The sequence below is a fragment of the Nocardia vaccinii NBRC 15922 genome, from assembly GCF_001613305.1.
Lineage (GTDB): Bacteria > Actinomycetota > Actinomycetes > Mycobacteriales > Mycobacteriaceae > Nocardia > Nocardia vaccinii.
Genome location: NZ_BDCC01000058.1, coordinates 1 through 20,543 on the forward strand (window position 1 = coordinate 1; position 20,543 = coordinate 20,543).

At 67.0% G+C, this 20,543-nt stretch carries 5 protein-coding genes and 2 pseudogenes; 1 reads left to right on the forward strand and 6 read right to left on the reverse strand.

Translation table 11 applies throughout. The features are described from left to right. From NV1_RS30315 to NV1_RS30330, 6 genes and pseudogenes are all read right to left on the reverse strand, one after another. Positions 1-219 (reverse strand): beta-ketoacyl synthase N-terminal-like domain-containing protein (locus NV1_RS30315; protein ID WP_067899126.1); only part of this gene is annotated, 219 nt, incomplete at its 3' end. 13 nt (positions 220-232) lie between these two features. Continuing rightward, positions 233-7,126 carry an SDR family NAD(P)-dependent oxidoreductase gene (locus NV1_RS46975; protein ID WP_507762140.1) on the reverse strand — a complete coding sequence of 2,298 codons (6,894 nt, stop codon included), beginning with the start codon at positions 7,124-7,126 and terminating at the stop codon, positions 233-235. Between the two features lie 279 nt (positions 7,127-7,405). Next, positions 7,406-8,824 (reverse strand): annotated as a pseudogene (locus tag NV1_RS47280) (acyltransferase domain-containing protein); the annotation flags it as partial. Between the two features lie 30 nt (positions 8,825-8,854). Further along, positions 8,855-9,946 (reverse strand): annotated as a pseudogene (locus NV1_RS47285) (beta-ketoacyl [acyl carrier protein] synthase domain-containing protein); the annotation flags it as partial. 29 nt (positions 9,947-9,975) lie between these two features. Further along, positions 9,976-10,767 carry a thioesterase II family protein gene (locus NV1_RS30325; protein ID WP_084525973.1) on the reverse strand — a complete coding sequence of 264 codons (792 nt, stop codon included), beginning with the start codon at positions 10,765-10,767 and terminating at the stop codon, positions 9,976-9,978. Further along, positions 10,764-17,162 (reverse strand): type I polyketide synthase, encoded by a 6,399-nt coding sequence (locus NV1_RS30330; protein WP_067899132.1) that lies wholly within the window; start codon positions 17,160-17,162, stop codon positions 10,764-10,766. Before NV1_RS30330 ends, NV1_RS30325 begins: the two co-directional genes overlap by 4 nt. 254 nt (positions 17,163-17,416) lie before the next feature. On the opposite strand from NV1_RS30330, the gene NV1_RS30335 reads away from it, so the two are divergent. Further along, entirely contained in the window at positions 17,417-20,539 is a 3,123-nt protein-coding gene (locus NV1_RS30335) for an MMPL/RND family transporter (RefSeq protein ID WP_067899137.1), read from the forward strand. Positions 20,540-20,543 lie beyond the last annotated feature (4 nt).

Consider the following 20,543-nt stretch of genomic DNA (forward strand, 5'->3'; position numbering starts at 1 on the left):
GTCGACCGGAAACTCCGATACGGCGTCGCCGCCGCGAACTACCAGGTCCCACAGATCATCTGCCGACGCGACGCCGCCCGGAAACCGGCACCCGGAGCCCACGATCGCAATCGGCTCGCTGGAACGCTCGACCAGTGTCCGGTTCTGCTGCTTCAACCGCTCGATCTGAACAAGTGCCTTGCGCAACGCCTCGGTCGCCTGGTCGAGCTTCGTAGTCATGCGGTCTCCACATTCATCGATCGTCTTGATCACCGAGAGCGACAGTGAGAAGGTCGTCCAAGCTCATATCGGCGAAATCTTCTTCTTTGTGACTCGACGCGCTCTGATCGTCCGGCGAATTCGCCAGCCGGAGCAAAGTATCCAGAACTCCCGACCGGCGGAGGGTATCGATGGGTATGGACGAAATGAGCTGCTGAATTTCCGCATCCCGGGATACGCCCGCATCGGCCTTGCGCGGCGACCCGATATCGAACCGGTCCCGCAGGTACCGGGCGAGGGCCGCGGGTGTCGGATAGTCGAAGACGAGGGTCGACGACAATATCTGTCCGGTCGCCGCTTTCAGGCGATTACGCAACTCGACAGCGGACAACGAATCGAATCCCACCTCGCGGAACGCCGCGTCGGATGCCACATCCTCGGGTCCGGTGTACCCCAACACCACTGCGGCCTGCGAGCGCACCAACCGCAGCAGCAGCGTGTACTGCTCCTGCTCGGCCAGCCCCTGCAATTGCTGGGCCAACGGCGACGTCGACTTCGCGGCACCGTCATCGGCCGATCGCCGCCTCGGACCGCGGACCAGGCTCGCGAACAACGGCGCGGGCGCATCCGCCCGGGAACGCATCCCCGGCAGATCGAAGCGCGCCGGTACGAGGCAGGGGCGGTCGAGGCGTAATGCGTTGTCGAACAACGTGACCGCGTCCTGCGACGACATCGCGACCAGTCCGCCGCGACTCATCCGTGCCATATCCCGTGTCGCCAGATGTCCGGTCATGCCGCTGGGCTGAGCCCACAATCCCCACGCCAGCGACACGGCGGCCGACCCCTCCGACCGACGATATGCTGCCAAACCATCCAGGAAGGCGTTCGCGGCGGCATAGTTCCCCTGCCCAGGTGTGCCTACGGTGCCCGCGACCGACGAAAACAGCACGAACGCGGGAAGATTCATATCGCGAGTCAGCTCGTGCAGGTTCCAGGCGCCATCGACCTTCGCACGCAACACCCGGTCCACGCGCTCGGCGGTCAGCGATTCGACCACCGCGTCGTCGAGCACACCGGCGGCGTGGATCACCGCGGACAGCGGAGCCGCCGCGGGAATCTGGGCCAACAACCGCGCCACCGCATCCCGGTCGGCAACATCGCATGCCACCACCCGCACCTGCGCACCCGATTCGGACAGCTCCGTCACCAGATTGTCCACCCCCGCGGCCTGTGCACCACTTCGATTGGCCAGCAGTAGATTTCGCGCACCGTGCTCGGCTACCAGATGCCGGGCCAGCGCGGCGCCGGCCATACCGGTACCGCCGGTGATCAGTACCGTGCCCGCGGTGAACACGCCGGGCATCGTCAGAACGAGCTTGCCGGTGTGCCGGGCCTGGCCGAGGAATCGGTAGGCATCCGGGGCGCGCCGCACATCCCAGGTGGTCACCGGCAGTGGTCGCAGGACTCCGGCCTCGAACAACTCGACCAGATCGGCAAGCATCCGCTGTATCCGGCCGGGCTCCACCTCGAACAGATCGAACGCTCGATAACGCACGCCCTGATACCGGTCGGCGATCATCCCCGCGTCGCGGATATCGGTCTTCCCCATCTCCAGAAAACGTCCCCCGCGCGGCAGCAACCGCAACGACGCGTCGACGAACTCACCGGCCAGCGAATCCAGCACCACATCCACACCGTTCCCCGCGGTGCCGGTGAGGATCTTCTGTTCGAACTCGAGCGTCCGCGAATTCGCGATGTGGTCCTCATCGAATCCCTGGGCCCGCAACGTATCCCACTTACCCGGGCTCGCCGTCGCGAATACTTCGAGCCCCCAGTGTGCGGCCAGTTGCACCGCCGCCATGCCCACCCCGCCGGTTGCGGCATGTACCAGCAGCGATTCGCCGGCCCGAACCTCGGCCAGATCCGCCAACGCGTAATAAGCGGTCAGGAACGCCACCGACACCCCGGCGGCCTCGGCGAAGGACCATCCGGCGGGGATCGTCGCCACCATCCGGTGATCGGCGACCACGCGCGGGCCGGCGCCGATGAGCACCCCCATCACCCGGTCGCCCACGGCGAAACCGCTCACCGCGGGACCGACCTCGACGATCACTCCGGCGGCCTCACTGCCCGGCACGGCCTCCCGCGCGGGATACATATCCAACGCGATCAGTACGTCACGGAAATTCACTCCGGACGCCTGCACCGCCACCCGCACCTGTCCGGCCTCGAGCGGGGCATCGCCCTGCGGAAAGGGCTCCAGGGCCAGGTTTTCCAGCGTGCCCTTCTCCGCGATGCCCAACCGCCAGGACCGAACGTCCGGCGGCGCCAACATCTCACCGACAGGCGGTGCGGCGAGGCGAGCAGTGTGCGCGATCCCGTCGCGCAGGAGCACCTGCGGTTCCCCAACCGCCAGGATCGTGGCCACGTCGACGTCGGAATCGGTGTCGGCCAGCACGATTCGGCCGGGATTCTCCGTCTGCGCCGACCGCACCAATCCCCAGACCGCCGCACCGGCCAGATCGGTCACCGCTTCTCCCGGCAACGCCACCGCACCGCGCGTCACCACGATCAGGGTCGCTGAAACATTCTGCGCCAGGGATATTTTCAGCACATGCAGCGCCCGGTGAACGGCGTCGTAGACATCGGGCACAACCGCGCCCCGCGACGCGCTCACCTCCAACACCACCGCATCTCGGGTGACATCAGCACCTGCGGCCGGATCCGGCCGCATCGCGTCCGGAGCGACGCGACCCCCGGTCTCCGCATCAATCCCATCCGGTGCGGCAATCTGCTTCTCGAATATCTCCCAGGCCACCGCGGTCACGGGCAAGGCGGGTTCGGTGGTCGTAGCAGCGGGCGACCAGACGACCTCGAGGATGTGGTCCGGACCGCTCCCGACATGCCCCCTTGCCGCTGCGCGCAACTGCTGAGCCGTCACCGGACGCATGGTCACCGACCGCGCCGTCAACACCGAAAGACCGGCGGCATCAAGCAATTCCAGGGACACCGCACCGGAGTCGGCGAGGTCGACCCGCACGCGCACCGCACCGGCCCGCGCAGCGTGCAGCGATACTCCCTCCCAGGCGAACGGCAACGCGGTTTCTCCCGTACCGGCGGCGACCACCACCGCGTGCAGGGCCGCATCCAGCAGCATCGGATGCACTCCGAAGCCCGTGACGTCCATACCGGCGTCCGGGGGTATGGCGACCTCGGCGAACAGTTCCGCACCTCGCCGCCACATCGCCCGCAATCCCTGGAATGCGGGGCCGTATTCGTATCCCCGCTCGAGCAATCGCGCATAGGCGTCGGAAACGTCGACTGCGACCGCGCCCGCCGGAGGCCACACCGACAGATCCGGTCCGGTCGATCCGACGTCATCGGAGCTCAGCGTTCCCTCGGCGTGCACGGTCCAGCCGGAGCCCTCATCTCGGCGCGAGTACACCGACACCGTCCGCTGCCCGGCACCGTCCGCACCGCCGACGAGCACCTGCACCTGCACCGACCCCTCGGCCGGTAGCGCCAGGGGCGCCCGCAGGATCAGTTCCTCGATCACACCGCAGCCGACCTCGTCACCGGCTCGAACGACCAGTTCCACGAATCCGGCGCCCGGAAAGACCACCACACCCGATACCGCGTGATCGGCGAGCCACGGTTGCGCCGCCAGTGACAGCCGCCCGGTCAGCACGACTCCGCCGGTATCGGGCTGTTCCACCGCCGCGCCCAACAGCGCGTGCCCGGTCTCAACCACACCGAACCGACTCACCTCGCCAGCCGTCGCCGTACTCGACAGCCAGAATCGCTGTCGTTGAAATGCGTATGTCGGCAGAGGAATACGACGAGCGGTCGTCCCGGGGAACAGTCCCCGCCATGCCACGCCCACACCGCGGACATTTGCCTGCGCGACAGACAGGAGGAACCGGTCGAGTCCACCGTCGCCCCGCCCGAGTGACGGAATCGCAACCGCTTCAACACTTTCGACGAACCCGGCCGCCGTGTCCTCGATTCCGGCGACCAGCACCGGATGCGGACTCGATTCGACGAAGATGCGATACCCCTGGTCGCAAGCCGCACGCACCGCGGGCTCGAACTCCACCGTCTGCCGAAGATTCCGGTACCAGTACTCGCCGTCCAGAACCGCAGTGTCACAGAGGTTTCCAGTCACCGTAGAGAAGAACGCAATCTCCGAGGTGCGTGGCTCGATACCCGACAACGCCTCGGCGAGACCATCGCGAATCGCCTCGACCCGAGCCGAGTGCGATGCGTAGTCGACATCGATACGGCGCGCCCGGATGTCGTGGCTTTCGCAGTGGAACAGCAACTCTTCCAACGCATTCCGGACACCGGACACCACCACGGCCGAACGGCCGTTGACCGCGGCAATACTCAACGCATCACCCCAACCCGCCACCACATCGCGCGCCCGATCGACGTCACACGCCAACGACACCATCCCACCCGAACCCGACAGCTCCACCAGCAACTTGCTTCGCAACGCCACCACGCGAGTCGCATCACGCAACGACAACGCACCCGCCACAAACGCCGCCGCGATCTCCCCCTGCGAATGCCCGATCACCGCATCCGGACACACCCCCACCGACCGCCACAGATGAGCCAACGACACCATCACCGCAAACAACACCGGCTGCACCACATCCACACGATCCAGCCCCGGCGCACCGTTCGCACCACGCAACACATCGATCAAAGACCAGTCCACGAACTCCGAAAGCGCAGCGGCACAAGCATTCAACTGCTCGGCGAACACCGGCGAACTCTCCAGCAGCTCCACCCCCATCCCCAGCCACTGCGAACCCTGACCGGGAAAAACGAATACCGTCTTCCCGGTCGTTCCAAGGCGCCCGTGCACCACATTTCGACCGGGTTCCCCCTCGACGAAACCGCTCAGCCCGCGAATCAACTCATCACGATGACTACCGATGACCACCGCCCGATGCTCGAACACCGACCGGCCGGCCAACGAAAAACCCACATCGGCCGGGCCCAACTGCGGACGCTCCCGCACATACTCCAACAGCCGCGCCGCCTGCCCGGCCAACGCCTCAGCAGACTTCCCCGACAACACCCACGGCACCACGGGCAAACCCGCACCAGGCACAGCACCATCAGCCGCGCCCCCAACCGGTCCGGCACCATCGGGCATATCCCCAACGACCCCGATACCACTGGGCGAGCCCTCCCCCACGGGCGCCACCTCTTCAGCTACCCCGCCGACGAATGCGACAGCATCAGTTGCATTACCGCCGGATACGGCACCATCGCGGTCGTCTTCAACGGGCGCAGCGCTTTCGGCCGCATCTCCAGCCGACGCGACGCCATCGAGTGCGTCGGTATCGGCTGTGGGACTGCCCGGGCGATGGAATGCTGGTTCGGGCAGCGCTTGTTCCAGGATCACATGTGCGTTCGTTCCGCTGATGCCGAACGACGACACACCCGCACGGCGCGGTGCACCGGTCTCCGGCCATTCGTGGGGTTCGGTCAGCAACGAGACCGCGCCCGAGGACCAATCTACATGCGGGCTGGGCTCATCCACGTGCAGTGTGCGCGGCAGCAGTCCGTGTCGCAGCGCCTGCACCATCTTGATCACACCCGCCATGCCCGCAGCGGCCTGCGTATGACCGATATTCGACTTCACCGACCCGAGCCACACCGTTCGCCCTTCGGCGCGGTCACGCCCGTAGGTCGCCAACAATGCTTGTGCCTCGATGGGATCGCCCAGTCGGGTGCCCGTACCGTGCGCTTCAACCGCGTCCACATCCGAAGCCGACAAACCCGCATTCATCAACGCAGCCCGAATCACCCGCTGCTGCGACGGACCATTCGGCGCAGTCAAACCATTCGACGCACCGTCTTGGTTGATCGCCGAACCTCTGACTACCGCGAGGATTTCGTGACCGAGCCGCCGCGCATCGGACACCCGCTCGACAACGAGAACGCCCACGCCCTCGGCGAATCCGGTCCCGTCCGCGGCGGCGGCGAACGCCTTGCACCGCCCATCCACCGACAACCCCCGCTGCCGACTGAATTCGGAGTAGATCCGAGGGGTGGCCATGACCGTGACGCCACCGGCCAGCGCCAGGTCACATTCGCCCAGCCGCAACGACTGCACCGCCGAATGCAACGCCACCAACGACGACGAACACGCCGTATCCACCGACACCGCAGGCCCTTCCAAACCCAACACATACGCCACCCGACCCGACGCCACACTCGAGGTCTGCCCGGTGCCGGAGTAGTCCTCGGATTCGGCTGCCGTCGCCTGAGCGCCGTAGCCCTGCGCGATCAGACCGGTGAAAACGCCGGTCGAAGTTCCGCGCAGCCGGTGCGGATCAATTCCCGCGTGCTCCAACGCCTCCCACGACACCTCCAGCAGCAACCGCTGCTGCGGATCCATCACCGTCGCCTCACGGGGGCCGATACCGAAGAACGCCGCGTCGAATCCGGCGGCGTCATCGAGGAATCCGCCGGCCCGCGTGTACGACTTACCCACCGCATCCGGGTCCGGATCGAACAGCCCCGCCAGATCCCAACCCCGGTCGCCCGGAAATGCGGATATCACGTCCTCGCCGCGAAAGACCAAATCCCACAGCTCATCCGGCGATGCGACACCGCCGGGAAACCGGCATCCCATCCCTACGATCGCAATCGGATCGCCCGGCGCCGCGCGCCTCGGGCGCTCTTCTCGCCCCCGGTCCCGCACTCCCACGATTTCCTGCCGCACGTGGGCAGCCAGCATCGCTGAGGTCGGATAATCGAAAACGAGCGTGGACGACAGGGCCGCCCCGGTAGCCGCCTCGAGCCGATGACGCAGTTCGACCGCCGAGAGCGAATCGAATCCCATATCCCGGAAGACCGTGTCCGGGTCGATATCGCCGGGGCCGTCGTGGCCCAGCACCACGGCCACCTGGGATCGGACCAGCCGCGACAGCACGGCGTACTGTTCGTCCTCCGTCAGCTCGTGCAACCGCTGCGCCACGGCCGACACCGGTTGCACGACATCCGCACCGCGTGCCCCCGCAGCGGACACCGACGACCCGGCTCCGGCGTCATCGAGCCCAGCCACGTCATCGGAGGGGGACCGCGGCAACCAGTACGACCGCCGCTGAAATGCGTACGTCGGCAACTGAATACGATGAGCATCGGTGCCGGCGAAGACCGCGCGCCAATTCGAGCGCACACCACGGACGTGCGCCTGCGCGACCGAGTTCAGAAACCGATCGAGCCCGCCCTCGCCACGCCCGAGCGACGGAACGACGACAGCGCCAACACCTTCGACACAATCACGGGCCGTGTCCTCGATGCCGGCGACCAGCACCGGATGCGGGCTCGATTCGACGAACACCCGATACCCTCGCGCACAAGCCGCACGCACCGCGGGCTCGAACTCCACCGTCTGCCGAAGATTCCGATACCAGTACTCGCCGTCCAGAACCGCAGTGTCACAGAGGTTTCCAGTCACCGTGGAGAAGAACGCAATCTCCGGGGTACGTGGCTCGACCGCTGACAACGCCGTGACCAACTCGTCTCGAACGGCCTCGACCCGAGCCGAATGCGACGCATAATCCACATCGATACGGCGCGCACGAATGTCGTGACTCTCGCAGTGAGCGAGCAACTCCTCCAACGCGATCGACGCACCCGACACCACCACGGCCGAACGGCCGTTGACCGCGGCAATACTCAACGCATCACCCCAACCCGCCACCACATCGCGCGCCCGATCGACGTCACACGCCAACGACACCATCCCACCCGAACCCGACAACCCCACCAACAACCGACTCCGCAACGCCACCACACGAGCCGCATCACGCAACGACAACGCACCCGCCACAAACGCCGCCGCGATCTCCCCCTGCGAATGCCCGATCACCGCATCCGGACACACCCCCACCGACCGCCACAGATGAGCCAACGACACCATCACCGCAAACAACACCGGCTGCACCACATCCACACGATCCAGCCCCGGCGCACCGTTCGCACCACGCAACACATCGATCAAAGACCAGTCCACGAACTCCGAAAGCGCAGCGGCACAAGCATTCAACTGCTCGGCGAACACCGGCGAACTCTCCAGCAACTCCACCCCCATCCCCAGCCACTGCGAACCCTGACCAGGAAAAACGAATACCGTCCCTCCCCCGGCACCGGCCCGTCCGTACACCACATTTCGCCCCGGCTCACCGTCGACGAACCCGCCCAGCCCGCGAATCAACTCGTCACGATCACCACCGACAACCACCGCCCGATGCTCGAACAACGACCGCCCCGCCAGCGAAAACCCGACATCCGAAGCATCCAGCCCCGGACGCTCCCGCACATACTCCAACAGACCAGCCGCCTGCCCGGCCAACGCCTCAGCAGACTTCCCCGACAACACCCACGGCACCACCGACGACCTCACACCCGCGGAAACACCATCTGCCCCGGCCCGCCCGGATACCGAATCCGCTGTCCCACACTCGTCGAGAGACGAAACCACCACATGACAATTCGCCCCACCCATTCCGAACGAACTCACACCGGCAATCCGCGGAACCCCCTCGGCCCAGACACTCGGAATATCGCAGACCCGAATGCCGTGAGAACCCAGGTCCATACCGGTCGGCGCTTCACGGTAGTTCAGACTCGCCGGGATCTTCCGATGTCGAACAGCCAGAACGGTTTTCACGAGACCGGCGATACCGGCGGCACCGAGCAGGTGACCGATATTCGTCTTGACCGAACCGACCAACAACGGGGCGTCCGCCGATCGCGGACCGAATACCGCACCCAGCGCCGCCGCTTCCACGGGATCGCCGACTCTCGTTCCGGTCCCGTGCAATTCGACGTAATGAGCCGAGTGCGGATCGATTCGCGCATCCTCATACGCTCGCCGCAGGACATCGACCTCTCCCGCGACGGTGGGGACCGCAATGCCGCCCCGGCCCTCTCCACCGTGTCCGGCGGCGCTACCGCGAATGACAGCCAGGATCTCATCGCCGTCCGCGAGAGCATCCGGCAGACGTTTCAGCAATACCAGCCCAGCACCTTCGCCCCGGACGTATCCGTCCGCCCGGGAATCGAACGTGAAGCATCGTCCCTGTTCGGAAAGACCGCCGAAATGCGCCTCGATCTGCTCGGCCGCGGAATCGAGATTGAGGTGCACACCACCGGCGATGGCCAGCACGGAATCACCCGACGCGAGACTCCGGCACGCCAGATGCACGGCCGTCAGCGATGAGGACTGACCACAATCCACCGTCAGGCTGGGACCGCGCAGCCGCATGAAATACGAAATGCGATTGGCGATCATCCCGCGGCTCGTACCGGTGTGCGAATAACGATCGAATACCGCGGAACCGCTCTGCCGCAGCACACCGGAATAATCGTCACCCATCGCACCGATGAATACTCCGACCTGTTCACCGGCGAGAGTTTCGGGATCGACGCCGGAACTTTCGACGAGATTCCAGGAAAGCTCCAGAGCGACGCGCTGCCGCGGATCCATGGCCGCGGCTTCCCGCGGCGGAATACCGAAGAAATCGGCATCGAATTCCTCGACATTCCGAAGAAATCTGCCCGACAGTCCGCGTGCCGACGATCCCGGATCACCCGACGGCCGGAGCAGATCCGTCGTCGTGGCGACCTCGACCGAGTTGTTCAGCAGATCCCAGTACTCATCCAGAGTTTCGGCACCGGGGAACCTGCACGCGGCTCCCACGATCGCTACATCCGCCACGACCAGACCACACCCCGATCACTTGATTCTCAGAAACCGCCGCTGTAGGCGATCTCCGACTCCCGATCGAAGACGCGCGACACCACCTCCGGGTGCTCACGGTAGAAGAAATGGCCGCCCGTGGAGGTGATCGAATCGAATTCGCCACGGGTATACGGCCGCCACCGAGTGAGGCTGGAAATGTGCAGACGCTGTTCGTCCGACGCCGAGATATCGGTGATCGAGGTCTGGATCACCGAATGCGACCATTCCCGGAAACCCGCGGTGAGATCCGCGACGTAGGGCCGCTGCATCACCTCTCTGTTCGCACCGCTGAGTTCGGGCGGCAGCTTCCCGGCCGCGTCCGCCGCGGCGAGCCGGCGCTTCGTATACCGAACCGGACCGCCGTTCAGCCACGCGTAGACCGCTCCCATCCGCCATTCGTTGGGACACGCGCTGACGATCGGAATGAACCGGCCGACCTGCACACCGAGCTTCTCCAACTCCTGGGTGGCGACGAAGGCGAGCAGACCGCCGAAACTCAGCCCGGACAACACCGGCCGGACCGCGCCGATCTCGGCGATCGATTCGGCGACCTCCCGACCGACGGCGCGGAGGCTGGTCGGATCGGGCTCGTCCTTGCGCACGCTCCGGCCCGGCATCCGCCACACCGCGAAGTCGTAGTCCCCGATGAACGGTATGAGCGGATTCGCCGTCCACGCCTGCTCGACGCCCGCGCCGCCGAACAACCACACCGAGGGCCGCCTCCCGCGATAATCCGCCGTCGGGAACCACCACTTCTCCAGCGCCGTGGGGCCCGAACGCTTCGCGCTCGTACTCACGATTTCTCCTGTTCCTGCTCCAGTAGCCGGACCACGCGAGCGGCGATCGATTCGATGGTCAGGTCCCCGGTGAACTGGAAGACGCTCATCTGCACGTCGAGCTGCTTCTGCACCCGGGCTCCGAATTCGACGCCCATCACCGAATCGATGCCCAGATCGGCGATCGGCCCGCGCGTGTCGATACTCTCCGGCTCGACGCCGAGCACCTCGGACAGCTGTTCGACGATCACCTTGATGACCGCGGGCGCTCGCTCCTCCGGCGGCAGATTGAGCAGCATCTGACGAGCCGCCGCGGCCTGCTGCGACTCCGGCACCTCGTCGACGACCTCCTCGAACCGGCCGCTGGCAGCGGCCACCCGATGACCGCTGCGCCACGTCGCCCAGTCGACATCGGCGAGCATCAAATTCGACCGACCGAACCTGGCGGCGTCGAACAGCAGGCCCGCACCCCGGTCCAGATCGAGGGGATTGAAGCCGAGCATCTCGAGATATTTGGTGACCGCGAGGGATGTCTCCGCCATACCGCCGCCGGCCATCGCGCCCCAGTTCACCGACATACCGGCCAGTCCCTCGGCGCGGCGAGCCGCGGCGAACGCATCGAGCGTCGCGTTGGCCGCCACGTAGGACGACTGCGGAATGGTCCCGGTGATCGCGCTGATCGAGGAGTACAGCACGAACGCGTCCAGCTCGATCCCTCGCTCACGGGTCGCGGCATCGAGCGCCAGCGTCCCGCCGAGTTTGGGTGCGAATACCGAACCGAGGGTCTCGGCGCTGATATCGGCAACCGGCTCGTCGGCGACCACCCCGGCGGTGTGGAATACGCCGCGCAACGGCCGTTCGGGATCGGCGGTCGCGTCCAGGACACGCCCCACCGACGCCGCATCGCTCACATCGGCGGATTCGCACAGCACATCGACGCCCCGCGCGGCCAGCACATCGAGCTGTCGGCGGATGTCGTCGGAGGTCACCCCCCGCCGGCCGACGAGGACGAGCCGGGTCGCACCTCGCTGCACCAGCGCACGCGCGGTCGCCAGACCGAACGCGCCGAAACCACCGGTGATCAGGTAGGTCGCGTCCGCCCGGACCGGCATTGCCGGGGGACGCTGCGGCAGCACCTCGGGAATATCGGTGCGCAGATCCACCACGACGCGTCCCACCTGCGACGCGCGCAGCACCGTCTCGAAAGCGGTGGACAGCTCGGTGATCGGAAACCGCACGTAGGGAAGCGGTTTGACCTCACCCTTGGCCAACGCGAGGACGCATTCCTGCATGAGTTGCCGGAAACGCTCGGGCCGCTGCGCGAGCAACCGGTCCATATCGATCGAGTAGAAGCTCAGGTTCCGGTTGAACGGCCGCAGGTCGACGGCGCCGCCGAAATAGACGTCCGCCTTACCGATCTCGATGATCCGGCCGAATTCCGCGGCGACCGTGAAGTCCTGACTGATCACCTCGCCCGGCATGGAGTTGTAGACGACGTCCACCCCGCGGCCGTCGGTGAGTCGCAGCACCTCGTCGACGAAACTCGATGAGCGCGAATCCAAAACATGGGTCGCGCCGAGATCCGCCACTGCCGCACGGCGTTCCGCGGAACCGGCCGTCGCGAACACCGTGGCGCCGAGGCTGGCGGCCACCTGCACGGCCGCCATACCCATGCCACCGGCCGCACCGTGGATCAGCACGCTATCGCCGGGCCCGAGATCCGCGAGCGTGCGCAGTGAGTAGTACGCGGTGATGTACGGCAGCCCCGACCCGATCGCCAGCGGATCCAGTTCCTGATGGTCGCCCAGAATCGCCCGCGGAGCCCGCACCCACGCGCCGCCGCCATCGACGTCGACGAGGGTGTATCGACGCAGCAGGCCGCGGGTCGCCACCGCCATCGCGTCGCCGGGCTCGATATCGGTGACCTCGGACCCGACCCGAGTGACGATTCCGTAGCCCTCCATACCCGGGACGGTGCCGAAATAGGTTCCGGACAGCTGTCGTTCGGTGAGGATGCCGAGCACCTTGAGGGGGTCCTTGTAGTTCAGGCCGATCGTCTCGACCCGGATCTCCACCTCGCGCGGGCCGGGCGGCACCCGGTCGCAGGCGCGCAGGGTGAGGTCCTTCAGCAGCCGCGTGCGCGGCAGCACCACCTCGTAGGGTTCCTCGGTGCTCGCCAACGCGCTCGGCACGTCCCACTTCTCGACGAATTCCGCGGCCGACCGCAGCACACGTTCGGCCGATCGGCTCCCGCCGCGCAGCCGGATCTCGTCCGATTCGGCGGTCGTCCCCCGAATCAGCTCCGCGACAAGGGAATCCGTATTCACCGAACCGTCGGTGTCGATCGACGCCCAGCTGATCGGGTTCTGCTCGTTGGCGAGGGTGCGGCGCAATCCGACCAGGGCGGCGTGCGCCGGATCGAGTTCGGTATCGCCCGGCCCGACCATGCCGTTCCTGGTCACGATGACCACTCGCACGTCGAAGTCGGCCGGGTCGCTGTCGAGCCGGTCGGCGGAGGCGGCGGTGACGACGCGCGCGAACGCCACCACGCGGTAGGCGAGCCCGGCGGCGTCGTATCCGGGCCCGGCGGCCAGGCCGATCCGCAGATAGCCGTCGCGGGCCAGCGCCTCGGTGAGCTGTTTGGTCGCCGCGCCCACCGCCTCCGCGTCGTCGGGATCGGCGTCCCAGGCGAGCCGGAGTGGTTCGATCGGCCCCTGCGTCACACCCGAGAGAACGGTTTCGGCGGGTGAGCCGATCGTGACCGCGACATTGATCGCCCGGCCCTGATCGTTCGGGGCGAGCGGATCGAGGTCCTCCCAGCGCCGCTCGTAGAACAGGCGCTCGAGATCGTCCAGCGGGTCGGGCGCGACACCGATCGGCGCGAACTCCGCGCCGTAGAGCGCGAGGGCCACCTCGCCATTGCGATCGGTCAGGAACGCGTCCACGCGCAACGGCTCGGTCGACACCACGGAGACGACCGCGAGGAGCTCGTCCGGTATCGGGCCGAACAGCCGCACCCGGTCCACGGCGGCGGGAACGTGCGCGACGGCCCGGGTGTTCCCACCGGTACCGCTCGCGGCGAGCAGCACCGCGGCGCACTGGAACGCCGCGTCGGTCAGCGCCGGGTGCACGACATGCGGCGCGTCGGGCACGAGACCGCCTTCCACGAGCTCGCGAGTGTCCAGCTCGGCCACACAGGTCGTGCCCTGGACCCTGGCCCGCCGGATCCGCCGGAACGCGGGTCCGTAGGCGAGTCCGAGAGCGTCCATCGCCGCGTAGATCTCGTCGTGGTCGAAGGCGATGTCGCCGGACTTCTCTGCCGGTACGTCGAGCCGATGGGCGCCGGACTCCATCTCGACGAGCCGGCCCCAGGCGTGCTGGGTCCACAGGTCCCCGTGGCCCGACCGCGACTTGATCGACAGGCGTTTGGCGGCGTTCTCGACGGCGACGCGCATCACCGGAACGTCGTGCTCGGAGACGATCAGCGGCGCGATGAACGCGAGGGCGTCCACACCGCACTGGTCACGGCTGGTGCGCTGGCGCGCCGCGGCCAGGGCCGCGTCGATGAATCCCGCACCCGGCAGCACCACCGCACCGCCCACATTGTGATCGCGCAGCCACGGCAGGTTGGCCGGAGCCAGGGTGAGCTCCCATTCCGATTCCAGGGAATCGGTGCGGTCGCCGAGCAGCGCGTACCGGTTCGGGTCGCCGTGCCGGGCGCGAAGTGTGCGGATGTTCTCCTCCCACACTTCGAGATCCAGCCACGGATACGGCGGCAGGTCCAGATGCGCGATCTTCGTGTTCCGGTAGATCTCGGCATCGCCCGGAGCATCGACCGCGCCGACCCGGTACAGCTCCGCGAGGGCGGTCAGCGCCGCGGACTCGGCGTCCTCGTCGCGGTGCAGGGTGCCGATGCCGGCGCCGCTCACGCTGTGCCGCACGAACGCCTCACGGATATTGCCGACCAGCACCGGATGCGGCCCGACCTCCAGGAAGACCCGGAACCGCTCGTCGATCAGCGAGTCGATCGCATCGGCGAAGCGGACGGTCTCGCGAACGTTGCGGCACCAGTAGCCCGGATCGGCGAATTCCCTTGCGTCGAACAGACTTCCGGTGACCGTCGAGTAGACCGGCACGGAGGGCTCGCGCGGAGTCAGTCCCGCCAGCGACTGCCGCAACTCGTCGAGGATCGGATCCATGAGATGGCTGTGGTACGGCACCTCCACCCGCAGCCGCCGCGCGAACATACCTTCGCCGGTCAGCTCCTCGCGCAACTCCTCGAGCGGGCCCTCGAGGCCCGCCAGCGTCACCGCGGTCGCGCCGTTGACCGCGGCGATGGACACCGCGTCGCCGAATCGCTCGAAGCGCGCACGCGCCTCGTCCGGGCCCAGTCCCACCGCGAGCATGCCGCCGCTGCCCGCGGTCTGCGCCTGCAACCGGGAGCGGTGATAGGCGACGGTGAGCGCGTCGGTCAGCGAAAGAGCACCGCTGACGTACGCCGCGGAAACCTCGCCGACGCTGTGCCCGACGATCGCGGCAGGGCGAATTCCCCACTGCGCCAAGTGCTCCACGAGTGCGACCTGGATCAGGAAGTTGCCTGGCTGCGCGATATCGGTGCGCGCGATGCGGGAGTCGTCCTCGTCGGCGAGCACCTCGTCCAGGATCGACCAGCCGGCGATCTTCCGGAACTCGGCATCGATCTCCTGGGCGGTATCGCGGAACCGGCCCGGCGCAAGCAGCAGGGCACGGCCCATCGCCCACCACTGCGGCCCCATGCCGCTGAACACGAACACCGGGGTGCGCAGGCCCTCCACCAGGACCCGGTCGCCGATCTTGCCCTCCCCGGAGGCGAACGAATCCAGCTGCGCCACAAGGTCTTCGGTATCGCGATAGACGAATCCCCGGCGGAGGTGGTGATGGGCGCGGCGCTGCACCACCGCGGCCTTGACCCGTGGCACGTCGATCGCGCCACCGCCACTGGCCGCATCGACGGTCGGAGACACCGGCTCGGCGGTGCCGGACGGCGACCTGAGCAGATCGCCGTACCCGCGCGCGAGCCGTCGCAGCGATTCCTCGCTGCGGGCGGAGACCGGGAACACCCGGACCGTATCGCGGGCCTCGTCACCGTGCACCGGTTCGGGAGCGCGCTCGACCAGGACGTGCGCGTTGGTGCCGCCGTATCCGAAACTGTTGACACCGGCGTGAATTCCGTCGAGATCCTCGACCTCGAGCGGTACGGTCAGACCCAGATCGTCGAAGGCGATCTCGGGGTTGGGATTCTCCAGATACGCCTGCGGTGCGACGCGTCCCTCCCGCACCGTGAGTGCCGCCTTGATCAGACCGGCCACCCCGGCCGCCGCCTCGGTGTGGCCGAAATTGTTCTTCACCGAACCCATCCGCAGCGGACGGGTGCGGCCCTCGGCCATCCCGTAGGCGCGGCCGAGCGCGGAAGCCTCGAGCGGATCGCCCACACCGGTGCCGGTGCCGTGCGCCTCGACGTAACCGACTCGGGCGGGGTCGATTCCGGCTTGTTCGACGACCCTCCGGGCCAACGCGAACTGCGAATCCGGATTGGGGACCGGCAGCGCCAGCGTGCGGCCGTCCTGGTTCACCCCGCTGCCGCGGATCACCGCGTAGACCCGATCCCGGTCGCGCACAGCCTGTTCCAGGTTCTTGAGCACGACGACGCCGACGCCCTCACCGCGGCCGTAGCCGTCGGCGGAGGCGTCGAAGGACTTGCAGCGGCCGTCCACGGACAGGAATCGGCCCTTGCACATCGTGATGAACGTCTCGGGCTGGAAGATCACGTTGGAACCGCCGACGAGCGCGATATCGCACTCCCCGTCGGCGATCGCGCGGACGCCGAGATGGGTCGCCACGAGCGAGGAGGAGCACGCGGTGTCCACGGTCAGGCTGGGCCCGTGCAGATCGAAGGTGTACGCGATCCGGTTGGCCAGCAACGTCTGTGACGAGCTGGTCGCGGCGAAGTTGTCGATCCGGTCCAGTGCGTGGGAGCCGGCCTTGCCCACCGCGTTGTCGTTGGTGAAGCCGCCGATGAACGTGCCCACCGTGGAGCCGCTGACATGTCCGGCGACACCCGCGTCGTCGAGCGCCTCCCAGGACACCTGCAGCAGGCGTCGCTGCTGCGGATCGAGGGTCGCGGCCTCGCGCCGGGAGATTCCGAAGAAGTCCGAGTCGAATCGGGCGAAAGGCTCGTCGACGAAAGATGCGTGCCTGGTGTACATCCGGCCCGGAGCCTCCGGGTCCGGGTCGTAGTAACGGTCGACATCCCATCGCGAGTCCGGGATCTCGGCAACCGCATCTCCCTTGCGTACCAGGAAATCCCAGAAACTGGACGAATCCACGATGCCCCCGGGATACCGGCAGCCGATTCCGATTATGGCGATGGCAACCATGGCCCCCACTTAGAGTGTCTCGAATCTGATGACGGCAGAATTATGGGATGGATTGCCCTGTGTTGTCCAGGTATTCCAGAGAATTCGTTCAGGCGGCGACAAACACGAACGCCCTCACGTATGGTGAGGACCATGCTGTGCCAAGATCGCTGTCGCACTTGGACATACGTGCTGCTGACAGCATCCGCAACAAGCGATCATACCCCGGTCACCGACGCTTCCGGGCCATCGATAATCCCACTGGTGGGAACCGCATGAAACTCCCATTCGACCTGATCGAGGGTTTCGGGCGGGTAGCTCGCAAGCATCCGCTGTTCGTGATCGGAATCTGGATCGCCGTCGCGGGCGTGCTGAATATCACTGTCCCGCAAATCAGCTCGGTGGCCTCGAACCATTCGGCGGATTTCATCCCCAGGGATGCACCTGCGGTGCGCGCGCTGCAGAACATGGGAATCACGTTCCACGAGTCCACTTCGTCCGGTTCCGCGTATGTGGTATTGAATCACGCAGGGGGCCTCGACGATACCGACCGCGCTTATTACCGGAAACTCGTCGGCGCCCTGCGGCACGACACGGCCCACGTCCAGTCGCTCCAGGATCTGTGGGGCGACCCGACGACCGCGCCGGCGGCGCTCAGCGCGGACAAGACCACGACCTACGCACTCGTTCGATTGGTAGGCGACTCCGGCACATCCGCGTCCATCGCGTCGGTGAACTCCATCCGCGCGACCATCCACGGCCTCGCCCGCCCACCGGGTCTGACGGTCCTCACCACCGGCCCCGCCGCCACGATCTCGGACGAGTTCTCGGGTATCGAGTCCTCGCTCCCGTATGTCACCGCGTTGACCGTCCTGTGCATCATGCTGGTGCTGTTCGCCGTCTATCGATCCGTGGCGGCGGTCGCGATACCGCTGGCCACGATCGGTCTGGCCCTTGGGGTTTCGAACGGGACGGTTGCCTTCCTCGGCATGCGCGGGATGCCGCTGTCGATCTTCTCCGTATCGCTGCTGTCGGCGATCGTGCTCGGCGCGGGAACCGATTACGCGATCTTCCTGATCAGCCGCTACCACGAGTCCCGCCGGACCGGCGCGTCTCCGACCGACGCGATGACGTCCAGTTTCCCGCGGATCGCCTCGGTGATCATGGCATCGGGCCTGGTCGTGACGCTCACCTGCGCGGGCATGTCGGTGACCCGGATCGGCCTGTTCCGCACCGTGGGTCTGCCGTGCGCGATCGGCGTCTTCGTGACCCTGCTGGCCGCGCTCACGCTGACCCCCGCGATGATCGTTCTGGCGATCCGGATGGGCATGCTCGAACCGCGCGAACAGTCCGGGAGATCACGGTATTGGCGCTGGATCGCGGTGCGCACGGTGCGACGGCCCGGTCGCGCACTGGCCTTCTCGCTCGGCGGTCTCATCCTGTTCGCCGCGGTCATCCCGACCATCCATCTGAGTTATGACGAACGGCAGGCCCAACGCGCCACCACCGACAGCAACCGGGGCTACGACATCGTCGCCCAGCACTACCACGGCAATATCCTGCTGCCCGAATACATCACTGTCACAGCCGATCACGACCTGCGCAACACCAAGGATTTCGCGGCGCTGGAATCGGTGTCGGCCGCTGTCGCGAAGGTGCCCGGGGTGGTATCGGTGCAGTCGATCAGCCGCCCGCTCGGCACGACGATCGCCGAGAGCTCGCTCGGCTATCAGGCGGGCGTGGTGGCGGACGGATTGTCCGGCGGTGTGGTCCAGCTCGCTGCCGCACAGCCGCAGATCCACCAGCTGACCGACGGCACCGGCCGCCTGGCCGATGGCGCACAGGCTCTGCACGAGGGCTCACAGCGACTCAGCGCGGGGATGAAACAGGCCGTCGCCGGTTCGGGACAGCTGGTGAACGGGGACGTTCAGCTCGGCAACGGGCTGACCGCAGCGCGTTCGGGCACGAAGCAGCTGCGCGACGGTGCGGATCAGCTGACGAAGGGCTCACGTCAGCTGGCGGACGGTGTGGGACAGGCGCTCGCCTTCCTGAACACCCCGCAGAGCAATCTCGCCGCGCTCCGGCAGCAAACGGCCGCGACGCCGAACTGCGATGCGCAGCCGATGTGCGCGGCATCGAAATCGCTACTGGCTTTTCTCGATTCGACCCCGGCCGGACAGGCGCTGACCAACGCCGAGCGGTTGCGGAACGGGGTGCAGCAGGTGGCGGACGGCAACCGTCGGCTGGCCGACGGCCTGGCACAACTGGACGACGGGCTGACCCGAGCCGGCGACGGGGCCGGCGCACTGCTGGACGGCCAGCGCCGCCTGGACACCGGCCTGCACCAACTCGACGCGGGCGCGGACCAACTCGTGGCGGGCAGCGGACAGCTCGCGGACGGTTCCACCCGGGTCGACGACGGCGTCAACCTGATGACCTCGCAACTGTCCCGGCTGCAAACCGGCCTGAAGACCGCGTCGGACTATCTGAGCGAGCTGCGCCGGAACACCGCGGCGGGTAACACCGGTGGCTTCTACATTCCGCAGTGGGCCATGTCCCGCCCCGATCTGCAAACCGCCATCGGCCTGTTCATCTCGCCGGACGGCCATATGGCACGCATGATCGTCACCGATTCCGGCGACCCGTTCAGCACTCGGGCGATGGCCCGTACCAGCGCGATTCTGAACACCGCGCGGCAGGCGGTGCACGGGACGGATCTACACGACTCGGCGGTCGAGATCACCGGCCTGACCCCCACCTACCGGGACCTGCGGGCGATGGCGCTGCGCGATTTCGCCACCATCGTCGTGCTCGCGAGCCTGCTCGCCCTGATCGTCATCGCGGTCCTGATGCGCAGCCTCGTGGTGCCGCTCTACGTGGTGGGCTCGGCGATCCTGTCGTTCGGCGCGGCACTGGGACTGAGCGTTGCGATCTGGCAGCACCTGCTGCATCGACCACTGCACTGGGCCGTGCCGTCATTGGCGTTCATCATCCTCGTGGCGGTGGCCGCCGACTACAACGTGCTGCTGACCTCGCGCGTGCGTGACCGGATGTTGCAGTCGAGTACGGGTCTGCGCGGGTCGCCCCGATCGTCCATCATCCAGGCGGTGACCTCGACCGGCGGCGTGATCACCACTGCGGGTGCGGTTTTCGCGATCACCATGCTGGCTCTCACCGCGGCCGCGGTCGGCAATACCGCCCAGGTCGGCTTCACCATCGGCCTCGGTCTGATCATCGACACGATGGTCGTGCGGACCATCGTCGTTCCGGCGATCGCGGCGGTGCTCGGGCCACGGAACTGGTGGCCGGTCGTCCGGCGACGGACCGGATCCGGCGAACCGCTGCCGCCACCATCCGCCGATTCCGCCGACGATGACGAGAAAGCTTGTATCACATGACATT